This is a genomic window from Synechococcus sp. PCC 6312, from assembly GCF_000316685.1.
Lineage (GTDB): Bacteria > Cyanobacteriota > Cyanobacteriia > Thermosynechococcales > Thermosynechococcaceae > Pseudocalidococcus.
Genome location: NC_019680.1, coordinates 2,065,212 through 2,081,161 on the forward strand (window position 1 = coordinate 2,065,212; position 15,950 = coordinate 2,081,161).

Sequence of the window (15,950 nt, forward strand, 5' to 3'; positions counted from 1 at the left end):
AGACATAGCTTTTCAGGTTTCTAGAGGTCGTTGATTCGGCTGGGGAACCTGGGAGGCTATTTTTTTGAATCTAGAATCTTGGGCTTCTCCGGCTCTATCCTTGCTAGTCTGGAAAATGGGTGTTTGCCGATGCTTGGCTCCCAGGCCTGGTGACCTTAGCTTGTTTTTAGAGGAAAAAGCAGTAATGGAGACTAATTTACCCGCACTGTATTTGGGTGTCCTCCTCATTTTGTTGGCGGCCGTGGGCTGGTTTGTATTTCGGCAAATTTTACGGACTCGCCGGATCGAAACCGCCTTATCTCGTCTCCAGGCCAAATTAAAACAAGAAAAAGGGACAGCCCAAGAGTATTTTGAATTGGGTAGTATTTATCTGAATAAAAAACTGACAACCCAAGCCATTCCTCTCCTCCAAAAAGCCCTGAAAACAGCGGAAACCGATCCCACGGCTATTACTGCCCCCATCTACAACGCGCTCGGTTATGCTTACTTTGTTCAGGATCAATACGATTTAGCCATTCGCAACTACAAAGAAGCCCTTAACCAAGACCCAGCCTATGTAACAGCGGCCAACAATCTCGGCCATGCCTACGAGCGGAAAAGCTTAGTCACCCAGGCCCTCGAAGCCTACGAGCAAGCCTTAGGGGCTGATCCCAACAATGCCGTTGCCAAACGTCGCGCCAATTCCCTCAAGAAACGCATCCCCGCCTAGACATTTTTTACTCTTCTAGACTGGCTGAAGCATCCGTCTAAATTCAGTCATCTCAGGGGTTAATACCACAGGAGTAGGGACTGGGAATGCGGAATAGAGACTCATTTTGGCTGGTAAACGGGGCAAGCTGGAGAACGTGATGATCCGAGAGTCTCTGCGTCATCCTGATTCCCAAACCCATCAAAAGTTGTTGGCGCAAAGACAAATTAAATCTAAAAAAATCTAGCTTTTGCCTTTCCCCGCTTAGGATCAAAGTGACAGAAATGGCGGAGAAAAGATTGTGACCAAGTTAAAAGTTGCCATCAACGGATTTGGACGAATTGGGCGACTCGTGCTCCGGGCCGGTTTAGGACATCCCGAAATTGAATTCGTCGGAATTAATGATTTGGTTCCGCCTGATAACCTGGCCTACCTGTTCAAATATGACTCCACCCACGGTCGCTATACCGGAGATGTGCAAGCAACGGAAGCCGGGATTGAGGTCAATGGGCAACTCATTAAGTGCGTGGCGATTCGCAATCCGGCCGAACTCCCCTGGCGCGATTTTGGGGTTGACTATGTGGTGGAATCAACGGGCCTGTTTACGGGCTATGACGGGGCGGCTCAACATCTCCAGGCCGGGGCCAAGCGGGTGATTATTTCTGCCCCTACCAAGGATTCTGAACGAGTTCCCACCTTTGTCATGGGGGTAAACCAGCGTAAATTTAATCCTGCCACTGATGTCATCGTTTCCAATGCTAGTTGTACGACCAATTGCCTCGCCCCCATTGCTAAAGTCATTCAGGATAATTTTGGCCTGGCTGAGGGCTTAATGACGACCGTTCATGCCATGACCGCAACCCAACCCACTGTGGATGGCCCCAGCAAAAAAGATTGGCGCGGCGGGCGCGGGGCGGCCCAAAATATTATTCCGGCTTCGACCGGGGCCGCCAAAGCTGTGACCTTAGTTTTGCCAGAACTGAACGGGAGATTAACCGGGATGGCGTTTCGGGTCCCCACTCCCAATGTTTCGGTGGTGGATTTAACCTTTCGCACCGATCGTCCCACCAGTTATGGGGAAATTTGTACCGCGATGAAAACGGCCGCTACAGGTGAACTCCAGGGGATTTTAGGCTACACGGACGATGCAGTTGTCTCCACTGACTTTACCACCGACACCCATTCCAGTATTTTCGATGCCACCGCTGGGATTGAGTTAAATGCGCAGTTTTTCAAAGTCGTGGCCTGGTATGACAATGAGTGGGGCTATTCCTCGCGGGTCGTGGATTTGATCCTGCACATGGCTCGGCAAGAAGGGTTAATCTCAGCCTAGATTGGTGCTTTGGCATAATTGGCCCCCAATGATTCGATATTCTGGAAAAGCGATACCTTCAAGATTGGAGTAGGACAACCCGTGAATTTCCAGGCCGTGATTGGAACCTTGCATCAATTTTGGGGAGAGCGGGGTTGCTTGATTGCCCAGGCCTATGACATTGAAAAAGGCGCGGGTACGAAAAGTCCTCATACCTTTTTGCGAGCCTTGGGGCCGGAACCTTGGGCCGTGGCCTATGTTGAACCCTGTCGGCGGCCGGGAGATGGACGGTATGGCGAAAATCCGAATCGGTATCAGTACTACTACCAATATCAAGTCCTGATTAAGCCCTCACCGGATAACATTCAGGAGGTTTATTTAGATTCACTGCGGGCCTTGGGCATTAAACCCGAAGATCATGATATTCGTTTTGTCGAAGATAATTGGGAAGATGCGGCGGTGGGGGCCTGGGGGACGGGTTGGGAAGTCTGGCTCGATGGGATGGAAGTGACCCAATTTACCTATTTTCAACAATGTGGGGGCCTGGATTGTCGCCCGGTATCCATTGAAATCACCTATGGCCTGGAACGCTTAACCATGTATTTGCAAGAGGTGGATGCCATGGCCAAAATTCAGTGGAATCAGCAGTTAACCTATGGGGATGTGCATTTACAGGGAGAAATTGAGCAATCAACCTATAACTTTGAAGCCTCAAATCCAGAAATGCTGTTTACTCTGTTTAACCTATACCAAGCAGAAGCGGAACAACTCATTGACCGCAAGCTAGTCCTACCCGGCCTGGATTATGTCCTTAAATGCTCCCATACCTTTAATTTGCTTGATGCCCGTGGGGTTATTTCTGTGGCGGAACGGACTCGCTACATTGGCAAAATTCGTCATCTAGCCCGGCAGGTGGCCCAACTGTACCTAGAGCAACGCCAAGAATTAGGTTTTCCCCTCCTAACTCCTGCCTCAACCTGAGCCGGATAGAAAATTGCTGCCCAATGATTTTTCTACATTTCCAGGCCTGAGAATGTGAAAATAATAGGCTAATATAGACAATGCTGATTAATCTAGGCTCTTTGCCAGACGCGGGCATAGTTTAGTGGTAAAACCGCAGCCTTCCAAGCTACTGATCGGGGTTCGATTCCCCGTGCCCGCTTCGTTGAATCCTTGTATCTTACAGGCCAGAAATTTTGTACATGGCTTGGAGTTTTGCCAGGGGCATTGATGTGACCACCCAAAAATCCCAGGCCGGGTCAAACAGATCTATGGCGGTATCATTACCAAGAGCCCAGGCCTGCCAAAATTCTTTTGGATGTAATGCTCCTTGGGCAGATCCGGCTACATCATTAAAAGCAATCCCTAAATGCCAACTGTAAATCACTGGCAAAATATGGCCGCCCATGGGTTTTTGGCGGTGCATGGCGGCCGTAAAGGTGGAAACCAAGATTTCTCCGGCGGGTGAGGTGTCATATCCTGCGAAGAGGTGGGTACAGTCGTGGGGAATTGCAAATTTGGCATTCAAGCCACTGGACTCTCCTGGAAAGGCATAGCCTTGGGCTTGATAGAATTCCCAAAATTGGTAACCAAGGGTGTCAGTAGGTAGTGTGGCAAGGGCCTGGAAACGAGCAACCAAGGTTGGGGCAGTTGTCTGTTGATAGGGCAATAACCAATCCGTGATGTCGCCGCCTGCCCAAGGTTGTCCCATAATACTCTCAATGTTTCGCTGACTCATGTCCGCTAAAATCCAGGCCCAGTGGCGGCGGGTTGTAGCAACTAAATCCTGGATGTAGTCCGCATGAACGTTGAGCGCATCAGCATAGGTGAGAACAAGATTAATTTTGGCTTCATCAACAACACCATCCACAAAGGCCATGACTGTCAGCAGTTGCAGGGCTAATTCCCGTTGGTGTGGATCGGGTAAACGCTGGGCTAACTGTTGGGGCAAAATTGGGGGTAGCTGATGCCAATCTGGAAGTTCAGTTTGAAAAAGATAGTGGCTACAGGCCTGGAGACTGGAGATGTCGGCTGGGGTTAATGTCCGGGTTCCCCCCAACAGCGCAATTTGGGCCATCCCGCTAAGAATCCCCTCTCGTTCTCTAGCAATGGCTGTAATTTCCATAGTTGTGTTCGTTTGGACTGTAATGATTAAGTTGATATAGCAAACACAAATTGTTCACGAGAAGATACCATACATATTACGTTGCCGAGAATGCAGTATAGAATGATTGATAAACCATTCAAATAACCACCCAGCAGCCTTAGATGTTTGACATAGATACCAGACTCGTTTCAGTTCTCTTCCATCAGGATTAGAACGAATAAATTCATATAGGCTATTGACTATTCATTTTTTATTGACTAATTTATTATAATCAGTTTATTATTAGAATCTCAAATGAGGTTGCTATATATTTATAGTGCTAGGTTAAGAGTTCAAGCCATGAAGTTTAGGTGGTTTTCTTTTCAAAGTTAGGGACATTGGGATAGACATCCGCAATATTTTCCCGAATCGTATTGGGATCGCTATTGGCAAAGTTAGCAATGTCAATTTTCTTCATGAAGGTCACGCCTGGTTTTTTAATGATGTACTCCAGAAATTCGTTAAAGGTTTGGACGTGTTCCGGGCGTTGGAGGCGATCATGCATTGTCACGGCCATCATCCGGCGGCGGTAAGCAGATTCTTCATAGAGGCGGTCAAAGGAGTTTTTCAGTTCAATTAAATATTGTTCTGATGAGAAAAACCGCGCTTCATAGGCCCGAATGTCATTCATATAGACCGCATAGGGAACAACAACAATCGTTTTCCCGTTGAGCAATTTGACAATAAAGGGTTCATCCCGGCTGACATCATCAATGTGATAGACAAATCCAAGTTCATTCAAGACATTCAGCACATTCACGGATCCCCGCAGGCCGGGAGCGTTATATCCCACAGCCCGTTGTCCCGTCACCTTGAGGATCATATCCACATTGCGCTGAATGAAGGCTTTTTCCTGCTCATAGGACATATTAAATTCGTTGTCCCAGTTCCAGCCGTGGGCCGCCGCTTCATGACCCCGTTGGACAATTTCCCTCGCCCGATCCGGATACATTTCGACAGTGCGGCCGGACATATGGGAGGTGATTTTAATCTTGTACTTGTCCAAAACATCTAAAATCCTTGGCACGCCTTCCGTGTAGCCATAGCGGTACCAGGTAATGGTCGGCATATCGTAATAGCCAGGGGGAGGGGTGAAGTTACCAAAGGGAGTCGGGGCCCCGGTGGCAGGTTGTGCGCCCGTTTCAAACATTAAGGACAAAGACATCGGCATCCGAATCCCATCGGGCCAAAACTGTCCGGGTTTAACCGTATTAGAACGCGACTGGGCCTGGGCGGGACGAGGTTGCATGAAGCTATAGGTGGCCAAGGCTCCGGCTCCAGCAGCTAATCCCTGTTTGAATAAATCACGACGGTGCATGGTGAACTCTCTCCTTTAAACGCTGAACGTGTCTGAGATAGCCTGAAAAATTTCTTCCGGGGCTTCTTCCGGGATGTAATGACCACATTGCTCAATGAGATAACTGGTCAGATTTTCACAGTAGGGAGTCATGCCGTTGTAGATTAGGGTTTTCGTGGCAAATTCACCCCCCATGGCAAAAATCGGCTGGGTAAACTTGGTTTCTGGAGCGAGGGTATTGGCGGCCATGGTTTCTTCGAGGGCGGCGTACCAGAGAAATCCAGCTTTCATCGCTCCCGGCTGACTGTAGTATTTAGCGTAATAATCCATCACCTCTGGGGTTAGGTTTTGTTTACGCTTAGATTTATTGGTGAAATACCAACTGAGATACTCCAGTTCTTTCCCCGCAACTAAACTATCGGCTAAATCCGGGACTTTGTGGAAATAGAACTGCCAGACTTTGGCCGCATTCACCACCCCAAAAAAGTCAGGACTGACCAGGCCAGGAATTGCGGCATCAATCAACCCGGCCCCGAGAATCGACTCAGGAAAGGTTTTCAGCACCGTAAACGCGACCCAGGCCCCGACATCATGGCCTACCAAGTAAAACTGATTAATTTGCTTCAATGCAAGGAAATCTTTAATCTCTTGGGCCGCCGTGCCACAGTCATAGGGGCCAGCCGGAATATCAGAGTCGCCTTGCCCACGCATATCGAGGGAAATAACCCGGAATTTTTCGCCCAACTGTTGCCAAAGTAATCGCCAGACATAACAGGTTTGGGGCCAGCCACCGAGGAGCAAGAGGGTCGGGCCTTGGCCGCCTTCAATGGCATGGAGGGTGACATCGCCAACGGTCGTAAACGTATGCTCAAAGCCAGGGGGCAAATCAATCGGAATAAACGGGTCTCTCATCGGGTTGCCTGATAGGTGTGCTGTAAAAATTGGAGGCCGTCACGGGCAATTTGTTCACTGCTGTCTGCCAAGGGTCGCCAAACGCGGGCTGCGGTGGCCAGGGCTTGATCCTCACGATTAAAACTTTCAATCACAATCCAGCCATTGAAGTTAAGGGTATCCAAGGCTTGAAATAAACCAGGCCAGGGCATGGTATCACTTCCTGGAATTCCCCGATCACAGGCACAGGCATGGACATGGAAGCATTTGTCACCGGCCGCCAAGAATGCCTTCACAATATCTTTTTCTTCAATATTCATGTGGAAGAGATCCAGCAATAGGCCCAGTTGGGGGGAACCAATATGATTCAGTAACTCTAACCCTTGGGCAACGGTATTTAGGGCATAACCTTGGAAACGGTTTAGAGGTTCGATGGCCAGTTTGATGTTGGTCTGACTTAAGGCATCCGCAATTTGAGTCAAGGCCTGGTGGAGTCGGGGCGTTTCTTCCGGTTGCAGGGGTTTGCCAGTTAAGTAACTCACAGGATGAATCAGTGGGCCAGAGAGTTGCGTAATGTCACAGGCCTGGGCAAAGGTAATCGCATCTTTGACGTACTGCACTGACTTTTGCCAACATTCTGGATCATCGCTGGTTAAAGACAATCCCGTCGGCATACTCGTACAAAGGGTGATTTCAATCCCATAGCGATCTCGATAAGCTTTAATCGTGTCTGGGGAAATATCAGCGAAATAATGGGTCGAAATTTCTACGCCATCAAATCCCCAGGCCTGGGCTTGCTCAAAAATATAACTCTCGTTCCCGAAAAACTCCTGTTTCCAGATGAACGAATGCACACCAAAACGAATTGCAGCGACCATGCTTACCCACAGGTTACGGATTTGTCACCGTTGTTAAAGGCATTGATCGTTTCAATTACCTTGGACAGGGTTTGCTCATTCTGAAGCTTAGCCAAATTCTTTGGGAACTTATCACTAATACTGGTAACGTACTGCATCATAAACGAACTTTGATTAATCCCAAATTTCGGGGCCTGGCTGACAAAAGCATTGCGTTGTTCTTGGGTGACTGTCGGCAAATTGTTGATGTCCGTAATATGGGCCCCCACGGCTGAGAAATATTCTCGCATTCCACCATCGTGATATTCAAAGTCTGGAGCGATCTCATCCCGCACCCAAATCATCACCATCGGCAAGGTTTCATTAGTCGGGTTCACAAAGCCATGCATATAGGTGTGGGGTGAGTAAACGACTTGCTTCGGTTTCATTTCAAGACTGTAGAGGGGAGCCCGGCCGGCCGCTTCAATAGTGGGTGGCTTACTCATATCGGGAAACTTGCGCTCACTATGGAAAATTTCCATGCCTCCTTTTTGGGGCCAGAAAAATTCATTGATGTAGTAGTGGACATGGGGCATTGGGCCGCCGCCGGGGGGAATTTGGGCCGTCGTAATCGCAAAACCAAAGTCTTTTGTGGAGCAGGAAGCAATTTCAAAGATTTCGTTAGCTGGGGTCAGAATTCGCAAGGGATCGTCTAACTTTGGCATCGGAATATTGTCAATCGAATAGGGAGCCTTAGCCCAACTGGCCTGGGTCTGGAACAGAATCACTCCAGCAATAACAACCACAAAAACCAGTGATGCAACCCAAGTTCTAATTTTCAACATGATCCACAATTATCCTTGTCCGAGTTTTTGTTTAATAAATGTGTAGGTAACTTGTCCCAATAAACAGGCGGCAGCGGCGACTAATCCTTCAAAGGGAGGAACTGGCAACGGTAGGCGGAAAAAACCAAAAATTACCCCTAATATCCAGCCGCCTAAGATTGCATAGCCCAACTGTGGATTAAACATGCTAAATCTTGCTCTCCCTTAAAAACAACTTACCGAAGTATCGCCCTGATTAAAGGCCTGGATCGTATCAATGATTGCCATTAGGTCGGAATCATTACTGCCTTTAGCCAAAATTAGGGGCGGATGACTATCCACCTGGGAGACATATTTTAAGAAATAGTCACTTTGGTTAATGCCATACTGGGGCGCGTGGGTGACAAATTCTTCCTTGGACTCATCTGTAATCGCAGGCAAGTGATTAATATCAGGAATTGGAACTCCCACATCTTGAAAATACTCCCGAATCCCACCATCGTTAAAGGGATAGTCAGGGGACGTTAGATCCTGTAGCCAAATAAATGTTAGTGGGCGTGTTTCATTGGTAATGTTCGTAAACCCATGCACCCGATTTTTCGGCCCATAAACAATCTGGTTGGGAACGGTATCAACGGTATAGACTTTGGCTCGACCAGCATCTTCATCGGTAGCGGGATGGCTTAGGTCTGGATATTCCTGCACACTTTGAAACAACTCCAAGCCTCCTTTCGGTGTCCAAAACCATTCATTAGTATGGTGATGAATATGAGGCAGTGGCCCCGCTCCGGCAGGAATTTGAGCATCAGCCAAGGTAAAGCCCTGGGTTCCCCGATTACAAGTGGCAAACGTGAATATCTCTCCAGCGGGGCCTAAAATTTGCTCCGGTTTTTCGACTTTAGGAAATGGCAGATCGGTAATAGAATCAATCGCCCAGGCCGGGGAATTATCAAAACCCATGATCCCCAACATTAAAATGATAGTTATAAGCAAAGATAAACTAGTTCTAAACCAGTGCTTGAGCATAGCAGGAAATCACCTCAAAAATGCTGTAATCAAGTCGAGTATGAGCATATCAACTATAGGGTTTTAGTCTCAGCCACACTGTAAACCTTAATCTCTGGCGTACCATTAAATAACGGCCCGGCTTTCTCCATAAATTCCTGAAAGTAGGGAGTTTGAAAATGATGATCTAAGGCCGCCTGATTCCGCCACTCTTCAAAATATAAAATGGTGTTAGGAGCGGTTTGATCTTCATAAAAACTATAGGAAACTGAGCCAGGTTCTTGGCGGGAGAGGATCAGACACTTTTCGGCCAACTGTGTAAATTCTTCCTTTGTCCCTGGTTTGATTTTGATTTTTCCGGCAACCACAACTAAAGAGGGAGCTTCACGAACTGTGGCCTGAGCCGGACTGGGCAAAACTAAGACGGTACTGAGACCAATCACCAGAGCCAACAAAAGCCCAACCATAATTGAGAGCAGCCTAGGCCAGCCATGTCTTTGAGCATTATTCATTATGATATTTACTCCCAAGAGCCTTGCCAGAGTCAGTATAACCTTCAACATATGTAATGCTCATAGCCTAAGTTACGCCCTCTCGATATTAATACTGACTGTGGAGATCATTATAAAGATTTACCACTGGCTTTAACGGACACAATTCACAAAAATTAAAGTCTCCATTTCCTTAGAATGATCGCCTACTCAACAAGATTAAGTAAAAGTTAATTTTTGGTCATTATCCGAGGAGTTTCGGGACTTCATGGTATGCTTAGCATTAAATTGTTGGTTTAACCACTTTGGAGTATTTTGAGGCAGGTTAAAATTGACTATATTCACTTATAAAGTGTTAACAATATTCATGATGTTTAACCTTGCCCTGCGGAGGCTTTTAGAATCTTAACAATTACTTGTTATTTATTTATATTCTTGGTTCTCATTACAAGCCGGATCATAAATTAATCGCAAGTTTATTGAGAAAACCTAAAGCTGTTCCCATTTTTCCAGAATCTAGATTTGACTTGTGACTGCACTCTTAAAAGGACGCTGTTCTCTATGGCCCGTACCAATTATTACGCCAATCTAAAAGCCAATTACTCCCAACCCGGCCTGGTTCCCGATACCCAGAAAGCCGAACTGATTGCCGAGGGATTACGGATTGTTGGCCTGAAAGAAGCTACCTTGCCCACCATTGGCCCTGACTACACCCTGGAGCAAATTGAGCAGGAAAACAAAGACTGGTGGCCAACCCACTGTGAAGCCCTGCGCCAAGGCCGGGGAGATATTTTAACCGGCGAATACCGGGATGATCTCGTTTATTTCTGTCAGGATGGCCCCTACTCTGGCCTGGAGCAACAAAAAGAGCGGGAACAACATTGGTGGGCCCTAATTGCACAGCCGGGCGTGACCATGGTTTGGCCAATTGTCATGTTTTGGGGTGAGCACACCTTTTTTGAATGGAAATGTATTGATGATGTCACCCATGAAACCATTGCTAAGGGGAATGTCACCTGGGTTCGGCGCGGGCATCGGGGCGGCTGTTACTTAAAAACCGAACAACTCACCTTCTACAGGGATGTCTTTGCGCCCGAAAGCTTGCTCAAATTAATCACGACCTAAAAATTTGCCAGGAGAATCAGTCCATGAGTCCATTTGCCAATGCGGTGCTCGATGACCAGGCCCTGCAAGACGGGTTAAATAGTATCAATCCCAAGTTTGGTGACTTTTGTACCAGGGTGGCCGGCGAGGCCTGGGGATTGCCGCTGATTGATCAAAAAACCAAAGCCTTGATCACCATTGCTGTGGATGTGGTCAACCAAGATCAAACCGGGCCGGGGAACCCCTTCAAAGCCCATGTGACGATGGCGATGCAGCAGGGAGCCACTCGGGAAGAAATCGAAGAACTCCTGCTGTTTATGTGTGTTTATGCTGGGTTTAATAAAGCGGCGGGCTGTTTTGGCACCCTAAAGGAAATGTTCGAGTAATCCATTCACCTCATAACGTTCTAAAAAAAGGCAACTATGACCGCAACTAAGGGCAAAATCGGGGTTCTGATCGAAGAACATTTTGATGCCACCGAGTACAAATGGTTTAACGAATATTTCCCCGCCCACGGCTATGAAGTGGAATATCTCAGCCATCTTTGGGGACAGCCGCAACTCACCTTTGGCTCTAACCCTGAAAATGATGTGATTGAATTTCATGCCACCGTCACCACCGAAGTCAATGATGTTGAACCCAGCGACTACAAGGGGATCATTGCCATTGGGGCTTATGCCATGGATCGGTTGCGCTATCAGGTGAAGGTGAAAAAAGGCGGTAAAAATGAAGCGCCAGCGGTGGAGTTTCTCCGGAAAGCCATGGCCACTGAAGGGGTAAAACTGGGAACGATTTGCCATAGCCTCTGGTTATTTTGTGCCGATCCCGACTTGCTCAAAGACCGGAAAGTCACCTGCGCCCATAATATTGTCTGTGATGTCGAAAATGCCGGAGCCGATGTTGTGATCGAAAACGATGAAACCGTGGATCTCGTCATTGATGGCAACTTAATTACAGGCAAACATCCCGGCATGATTGAAGAATTTGTCAAAGTCTTTGTCGAGCAACTCGATGCCGCTTAGTCCCGCTTAGTCCTCCTTTGATTCCAACCCTATGGCACCCCAAATTAACTTCCCCTTTTCCGACTTGATTGCGGGCTATGTAACCAGCTACGACACCGAAACCGACATTTTTGGCCTGAAAACCTCTGATGGCCGGGAATTTCCGGTCAAACTGAGTCCAATGGCCTATGCCAAGGTGATTCAAAACTTTGATGAAGGCTATCCCGATGCCACGAGTACGATGCGGGCCTGGTTAACACCGGGACGGTTTCTCTTTGTCTATGGGGTGTTTTATCCCGATACCGATGTTTTTGATGCCAAGCAAGTCGTCTTTGCCGGTAAAAAAGAAGATGATTATGTCTTTGAAAAGCAGGACTGGTGGATTCAGCAGATCAACGCCCTCGGTAAGTTCTACGTCAAGGCCCAATTTGGCCAAGAGGAAATTGATTACCGCAACTATCGGACGGATTTGTCAGTGAGCGGGGAACGCTCCTCAGTCAAATTTCGCCAAGAAACCGATACTATTTCCCGTCTGGTTTACGGCTTTGCCACGGCTTTTATGATGACCGGGGATGAAGTGTTCCTAGAAGCAGCAGAAAAAGGCACCGAATATCTCCGGGATCATATGCGCTTTGTGGACCGGGATGAGGACATTATTTACTGGTATCACGGCATTGATGTCCAAGGGGAAAAAGAACTCAAAATCTTTGCCTCTGAGTTTGGCGACGATTACGATGCGATTCCGGCCTACGAACAGATCTATGCCTTAGCCGGGCCAATCCAAACCTATCGCTGCACTGGAGACCCCCGGATTCTGTCGGATGCCGAACAAACCATCAAGCTGTTTGATAAGTTCTTTCTCGACCAGTCTGAATACGGTGGCTATTTCTCCCACATTGACCCCTTGATGTTGGATCCTCGCAGTGACTCCCTCGGTCGCAACAAAGCTCGGAAAAACTGGAACTCCGTTGGGGATCATGCACCGGCCTATTTGATCAATCTTTGGTTGGCTACGGGTGAGCAGAAATACGCCGATATGTTGGAGTACACCTTCGACACGATTGAAAAGTATTTTCCCGACTATGAAAACAGTCCCTTTGTTCAAGAGCGGTTCTATGAAGACTGGTCCCACGATACAACCTGGGGCTGGCAGCAAAATCGGGCAGTGGTGGGCCATAACCTAAAAATTGCTTGGAACCTGATGCGGATGCAGAGCCTCAAACCTAAGGAACAGTATGTGGGCCTGGCTCAGAAAATTGCGGATCTGATGCCCTCGGTGGGAAGTGATCAACAACGGGGCGGCTGGTCAGATACGGTCGAGCGGTTACTCACCAATAATAGTAAATTCCATCAGTTTGTCTGGCATGATCGCAAGGCCTGGTGGCAACAGGAACAAGCCATTCTCGCCTATTTGATTTTGGGGGGTATCCTTGAGCATGATGATTATCACCGTCTAGGTCGAGAAGCTGCGGCCTTCTATAACGCCTGGTTCTTAGACTTGGAGGATGGCGGTGTTTACTTTAATGTCCTAGCTAATGGGATTTCCTATCTGGCTAGGGGGAATGAGCGGGCCAAGGGCAGCCACTCCATGAGCGGCTATCACTCCTTTGAACTCTGTTATTTGGCGGCGGTTTATACCAACTTCCTGATCACCAAGCACCCAATGGACTTTTACTTTAAGCCCCTACCCAATGGCTTCCCAGATCGGATTTTGCGCGTTTCACCGGATATTTTGCCACCGGGATCGATCTTGCTTGAGTCTGTGGAAATTGACGGCAAAGCCTACACTGATTTTGATTCCCAGGCCCTGACGGTGAAATTGCCCGAGACAAAAGAACGGGTCAAGGTGAAAGTTCGTTTAGCCCCCAAGTCCTGAGTCTATGAACATTGACATCAAAGCCGAGGATGGATTTCAGTTAGTCACCCTAGAGGGGGAAGTGGATGCCAATACTGCACCCCAAGTCCACCAGGCCATCATGCCCCTCGCTGTACCGGATACCAAAATCATCTTGGATATGACCGAGGTTCCCTATATGTCCAGTGCCGGGTTACGGTTACTCCTGTTTCTCTATCGTCAAACCACAGCCAATTCAGCCCAACTCGTCTTGGTCGGCCTCTCTGAGGAACTGATTGATACCATGTCTGTCACAGGATTTTTGGAGTTTTTTACGATTCGCGACACCCTAGACGCAGGCAAGGCGGCCTTGTAAATCATGTCCATTGAACGGATTGATATTCACCCTACCCATCAGATCAACGGCCGCAAACTCCGCTGTGGTCAACCCTTTCCCTTTGGGGCCATGCTCGTTCCCGGTGGGGTCAATTTTGCGATCTATTCCAGTCATGCCACGACCTGTACCTTAGTCCTCTTTAACAAAAAAGAACCTCAACCCTTTGCCGAGATACCCTTTCCTGAGGCCTTTCGGATTGGCAATGTCTTTTGCATGACCGTGTTTGACCTGGATTACGAAAATCTGGAATACGGCTATCGGATGGATGGTCCCAATAATTTCCAGGCCGGGCATTGGTTTGATACGAGCAAAATTCTGTTAGATCCCTACGCCAAAATTGTCAGTGGTCGGGATGTCTGGGGTGTCCAACCAGATTGGAACGATATTTACCAACACCGGGGCCGAATTAGTTTTGATGACTTTGACTGGCAGGATGATCGTCCCTTAGATATTCCCCTCGAGGACATGATCATCTATGAAATGCACGCCCGCGGCTTTACCAAAGATGAATCTTCCGGGATCAAAGAAAGTCATCGGGGTACCTTTGCTGGGATTCGGGACAAAATTCCCTACCTGCAAGAACTAGGTGTGAATACCATCGAGTTAATGCCAATCTTTGAGTTTGATGAGTTTGAAAACAGTCGGCGGCATCCCGAAACTGGCGAACTCCTGCTCAATTATTGGGGCTACAGCACGGTTAACTTTTTTGCGCCCAAGGCAGGCTATGCAGCTACTGGCAAATTTGGGATGCAAACCGATGAACTCAAAACCCTGATCAAAGAACTCCACAAGGTGGGAATTGCCGTTATTTTAGACGTGGTTTTTAATCACACGGCTGAGGGGAATGAGCGCGGGCCCACGATCTCGTTCCGGGGGATTGATAACAAAACCTATTACATGCTTACCCCAGAGGGATATTACTTTAACTTCAGCGGCACCGGCAACACCCTGAATTGTAATAATCCAATTGTCCGGGGCATGGTGCTGGATTGTTTGCGCTACTGGACAGCAGAGTTTCATATCGATGGCTTTCGCTTTGATTTAGCTTCTATCTTGGGCCGCGATCCCTGGGGTTTTCCGTTGGCCAATCCACCACTGCTGGAAACCTTAGCCTTTGATCCAATTTTGGCCCGCTCGAAACTAATTGCCGAGGCCTGGGATGCCGGGGGACTCTATCAAGTGGGATCTTTTCCTAATTACGGGCGTTGGGCGGAATGGAACGGTAAATATCGGGATTCGGTGCGTCAATTCATTAAAGGCGATCTGGGCCTGGTCGGGGAAATGGCCCAACGGATACAGGGATCTCCGGATCTCTATCAAGCCGCTGGCCGTCCCCCTTCGACTTCGATTAATTTCATCACGGCCCACGATGGGTTTACCCTAGCTGATTTGGTTTCCTATAACGGTAAACATAATGAGGCCAATGGCGAACACAACAATGATGGAGCGAATGATAATTACAGTTGGAATTGCGGTATTGAAGGCCCCACGGATAATATTTATGTCCAGGCCCTGCGCCATAAACTAATGCGAAATGCGATGGCGATTCTGATGGTGAGTCAGGGTGTGCCGATGATCCTAATGGGGGATGAATTTGGTCGGACGCAATACGGAAATAACAACACCTATTGCCATGATTCCCCGTTGAATTGGTTGAACTGGAACTTACTCGAAAAAGAAAAAGACTGGTTTCGCTTTGTTCAATGCTGTATTGCCTTTCGCCAGTCCCATCCAGTGTTACGAAACCCTGAACATTACCAAAACCGTGACTATTTAGGGACAGGGTTGCCAGATATTAGTTGGCATGGAGTTAGGGCCTGGCATGCGGATTGGTCTAATGAAAGTCGGGTGCTGGCTTTTATGCTCTGTGGTCACCACGCCAAAGGGGGCAAAGTTAAAGATAATCAAATCTATGTGGCGATGAATATGCACCATGAAAGCCTCTGGTTTGAATTACCTGCCACATCTGTGGGTAAAGCTTGGTATGTGTTTGCCAATACAGGTGCTCATCCACCTGAGGATATTCACTGGCCTGGGTCAGAACCGCGTTTAGACTCGCAATCTGGATTATTAGTTGGGGATCGGAGCCTAGTCATTTTATTGGCAAAATAACTGCACACATAT

General features: G+C 47.9%; 17 protein-coding genes and 1 tRNA gene. 10 read left to right on the top strand and 8 right to left on the bottom strand.

The window, feature by feature from the left end:
* Positions 1 to 184 precede the first annotated feature (184 nt).
* The 4 genes from SYN6312_RS10115 to SYN6312_RS10130 all read left to right on the top strand — a co-directional run bounded on the left by SYN6312_RS10115 (position 185) and on the right by SYN6312_RS10130 (position 3,162).
* Positions 185 to 709, top strand: a complete 525-nt coding sequence (locus tag SYN6312_RS10115; protein WP_015124779.1) for a tetratricopeptide repeat protein — start codon at positions 185 to 187, stop codon at positions 707 to 709.
* Positions 710 to 989: 280 nt separating this feature from the next.
* Positions 990 to 2,021: a type I glyceraldehyde-3-phosphate dehydrogenase gene (gene gap / locus SYN6312_RS10120; protein ID WP_015124780.1), complete on the top strand. Its 1,032-nt coding sequence runs from the start codon at positions 990 to 992 to the stop codon at positions 2,019 to 2,021.
* Positions 2,022 to 2,102: 81 nt separating this feature from the next.
* Complete coding sequence (glyQ, locus tag SYN6312_RS10125; RefSeq protein WP_015124781.1) at positions 2,103 to 2,981, top strand: glycine--tRNA ligase subunit alpha; 879 nt, start codon at positions 2,103 to 2,105, stop codon at positions 2,979 to 2,981.
* Between the two features lie 110 nt (positions 2,982 to 3,091).
* A tRNA-Gly gene (locus tag SYN6312_RS10130) sits at positions 3,092 to 3,162 on the top strand.
* 18 nt (positions 3,163 to 3,180) lie between these two features.
* Here the strand turns inward: SYN6312_RS10130 and SYN6312_RS10135 are convergent.
* From SYN6312_RS10135 to SYN6312_RS10165, 8 genes are all read right to left on the bottom strand, one after another.
* The gene (locus SYN6312_RS10135; RefSeq protein ID WP_015124782.1) at positions 3,181 to 4,125 is read right to left on the bottom strand and encodes a hypothetical protein; all 945 of its coding nucleotides are present in this window, start codon (positions 4,123 to 4,125) and stop codon (positions 3,181 to 3,183) included.
* Positions 4,126 to 4,453: 328 nt separating this feature from the next.
* Positions 4,454 to 5,464: a polysaccharide deacetylase family protein gene (locus tag SYN6312_RS10140; protein ID WP_015124783.1), complete on the bottom strand. Its 1,011-nt coding sequence runs from the start codon at positions 5,462 to 5,464 to the stop codon at positions 4,454 to 4,456.
* A gap of 15 nt (positions 5,465 to 5,479) precedes the next feature.
* On the bottom strand, positions 5,480 to 6,355 hold the full coding sequence (locus tag SYN6312_RS10145; RefSeq protein WP_015124784.1) for an alpha/beta fold hydrolase: 876 nt from the start codon (positions 6,353 to 6,355) through the stop codon (positions 5,480 to 5,482).
* Complete coding sequence (locus SYN6312_RS10150; RefSeq protein WP_015124785.1) at positions 6,352 to 7,212, bottom strand: sugar phosphate isomerase/epimerase; 861 nt, start codon at positions 7,210 to 7,212, stop codon at positions 6,352 to 6,354. Before SYN6312_RS10150 ends, SYN6312_RS10145 begins: the two co-directional genes overlap by 4 nt.
* A 2-nt stretch (positions 7,213 to 7,214) precedes the next feature.
* On the bottom strand, positions 7,215 to 8,015 hold the full coding sequence (locus SYN6312_RS10155; protein WP_015124786.1) for a cupin domain-containing protein: 801 nt from the start codon (positions 8,013 to 8,015) through the stop codon (positions 7,215 to 7,217).
* 9 nt (positions 8,016 to 8,024) lie between these two features.
* The gene (locus tag SYN6312_RS20100) at positions 8,025 to 8,201 is read right to left on the bottom strand and encodes a hypothetical protein (protein WP_015124787.1); all 177 of its coding nucleotides are present in this window, start codon (positions 8,199 to 8,201) and stop codon (positions 8,025 to 8,027) included.
* Positions 8,202 to 8,219: 18 nt separating this feature from the next.
* A complete protein-coding gene (locus tag SYN6312_RS10160) occupies positions 8,220 to 8,954 on the bottom strand; it encodes a mannose-6-phosphate isomerase (protein WP_253276335.1) in 735 nt (244 codons plus the stop codon).
* 119 nt (positions 8,955 to 9,073) lie between these two features.
* Positions 9,074 to 9,466 carry a putative quinol monooxygenase gene (locus SYN6312_RS10165; RefSeq protein WP_051020996.1) on the bottom strand — a complete coding sequence of 131 codons (393 nt, stop codon included), beginning with the start codon at positions 9,464 to 9,466 and terminating at the stop codon, positions 9,074 to 9,076.
* Between the two features lie 585 nt (positions 9,467 to 10,051).
* Here SYN6312_RS10165 and SYN6312_RS10170 point away from each other — a divergent pair.
* From SYN6312_RS10170 to glgX, 6 genes are read left to right on the top strand one after another with little or no spacing between them, the layout of a single operon-like run.
* The gene (locus SYN6312_RS10170; protein WP_015124790.1) at positions 10,052 to 10,615 is read left to right on the top strand and encodes a hypothetical protein; all 564 of its coding nucleotides are present in this window, start codon (positions 10,052 to 10,054) and stop codon (positions 10,613 to 10,615) included.
* Positions 10,616 to 10,638: 23 nt separating this feature from the next.
* Positions 10,639 to 10,980, top strand: a complete 342-nt coding sequence (locus tag SYN6312_RS10175; protein ID WP_015124791.1) for a carboxymuconolactone decarboxylase family protein — start codon at positions 10,639 to 10,641, stop codon at positions 10,978 to 10,980.
* A gap of 36 nt (positions 10,981 to 11,016) precedes the next feature.
* Positions 11,017 to 11,616, top strand: coding sequence for a DJ-1/PfpI family protein (locus SYN6312_RS10180; RefSeq protein ID WP_015124792.1), 600 nt, complete (start codon positions 11,017 to 11,019; stop codon positions 11,614 to 11,616).
* A gap of 31 nt (positions 11,617 to 11,647) precedes the next feature.
* Positions 11,648 to 13,471 (top strand): AGE family epimerase/isomerase, encoded by a 1,824-nt coding sequence (locus tag SYN6312_RS10185; RefSeq protein ID WP_015124793.1) that lies wholly within the window; start codon positions 11,648 to 11,650, stop codon positions 13,469 to 13,471.
* 4 nt (positions 13,472 to 13,475) lie between these two features.
* The gene (locus SYN6312_RS10190) at positions 13,476 to 13,805 is read left to right on the top strand and encodes an anti-sigma factor antagonist (RefSeq protein WP_015124794.1); all 330 of its coding nucleotides are present in this window, start codon (positions 13,476 to 13,478) and stop codon (positions 13,803 to 13,805) included.
* A 9-nt stretch (positions 13,806 to 13,814) separates the two neighbouring features.
* Positions 13,815 to 15,938 (top strand): glycogen debranching protein GlgX, encoded by a 2,124-nt coding sequence (gene glgX, locus SYN6312_RS10195; protein ID WP_041431411.1) that lies wholly within the window; start codon positions 13,815 to 13,817, stop codon positions 15,936 to 15,938.
* Positions 15,939 to 15,950 lie beyond the last annotated feature (12 nt).

Excerpts from the sequence above, each read along its gene's own strand:
- SYN6312_RS10175 (WP_015124791.1), top strand. The coding sequence starts at position 10,639 with ATGAGTCCATTTGCCAATGCGGTGCTCGATGACCAGGCCCTGCAAGAC.
- SYN6312_RS10150 (WP_015124785.1), bottom strand. The coding sequence starts at position 7,212 with ATGGTCGCTGCAATTCGTTTTGGTGTGCATTCGTTCATCTGGAAACAG.
- SYN6312_RS10155 (WP_015124786.1), bottom strand. The coding sequence starts at position 8,015 with ATGTTGAAAATTAGAACTTGGGTTGCATCACTGGTTTTTGTGGTTGTT.
- SYN6312_RS10170 (WP_015124790.1), top strand. The coding sequence starts at position 10,052 with ATGGCCCGTACCAATTATTACGCCAATCTAAAAGCCAATTACTCCCAA.
- SYN6312_RS20100 (WP_015124787.1), bottom strand. The coding sequence starts at position 8,201 with ATGTTTAATCCACAGTTGGGCTATGCAATCTTAGGCGGCTGGATATTA.
- SYN6312_RS10160 (WP_253276335.1), bottom strand. The coding sequence starts at position 8,954 with ATGGGTTTTGATAATTCCCCGGCCTGGGCGATTGATTCTATTACCGAT.
- SYN6312_RS10145 (WP_015124784.1), bottom strand. The coding sequence starts at position 6,355 with ATGAGAGACCCGTTTATTCCGATTGATTTGCCCCCTGGCTTTGAGCAT.
- SYN6312_RS10190 (WP_015124794.1), top strand. The coding sequence starts at position 13,476 with ATGAACATTGACATCAAAGCCGAGGATGGATTTCAGTTAGTCACCCTA.
- SYN6312_RS10165 (WP_051020996.1), bottom strand. The coding sequence starts at position 9,466 with ATGGTTGGGCTTTTGTTGGCTCTGGTGATTGGTCTCAGTACCGTCTTA.
- SYN6312_RS10180 (WP_015124792.1), top strand. The coding sequence starts at position 11,017 with ATGACCGCAACTAAGGGCAAAATCGGGGTTCTGATCGAAGAACATTTT.
- SYN6312_RS10140 (WP_015124783.1), bottom strand. The coding sequence starts at position 5,464 with ATGCACCGTCGTGATTTATTCAAACAGGGATTAGCTGCTGGAGCCGGA.
- SYN6312_RS10185 (WP_015124793.1), top strand. The coding sequence starts at position 11,648 with ATGGCACCCCAAATTAACTTCCCCTTTTCCGACTTGATTGCGGGCTAT.
- SYN6312_RS10115 (WP_015124779.1), top strand. The coding sequence starts at position 185 with ATGGAGACTAATTTACCCGCACTGTATTTGGGTGTCCTCCTCATTTTG.
- SYN6312_RS10135 (WP_015124782.1), bottom strand. The coding sequence starts at position 4,125 with ATGGAAATTACAGCCATTGCTAGAGAACGAGAGGGGATTCTTAGCGGG.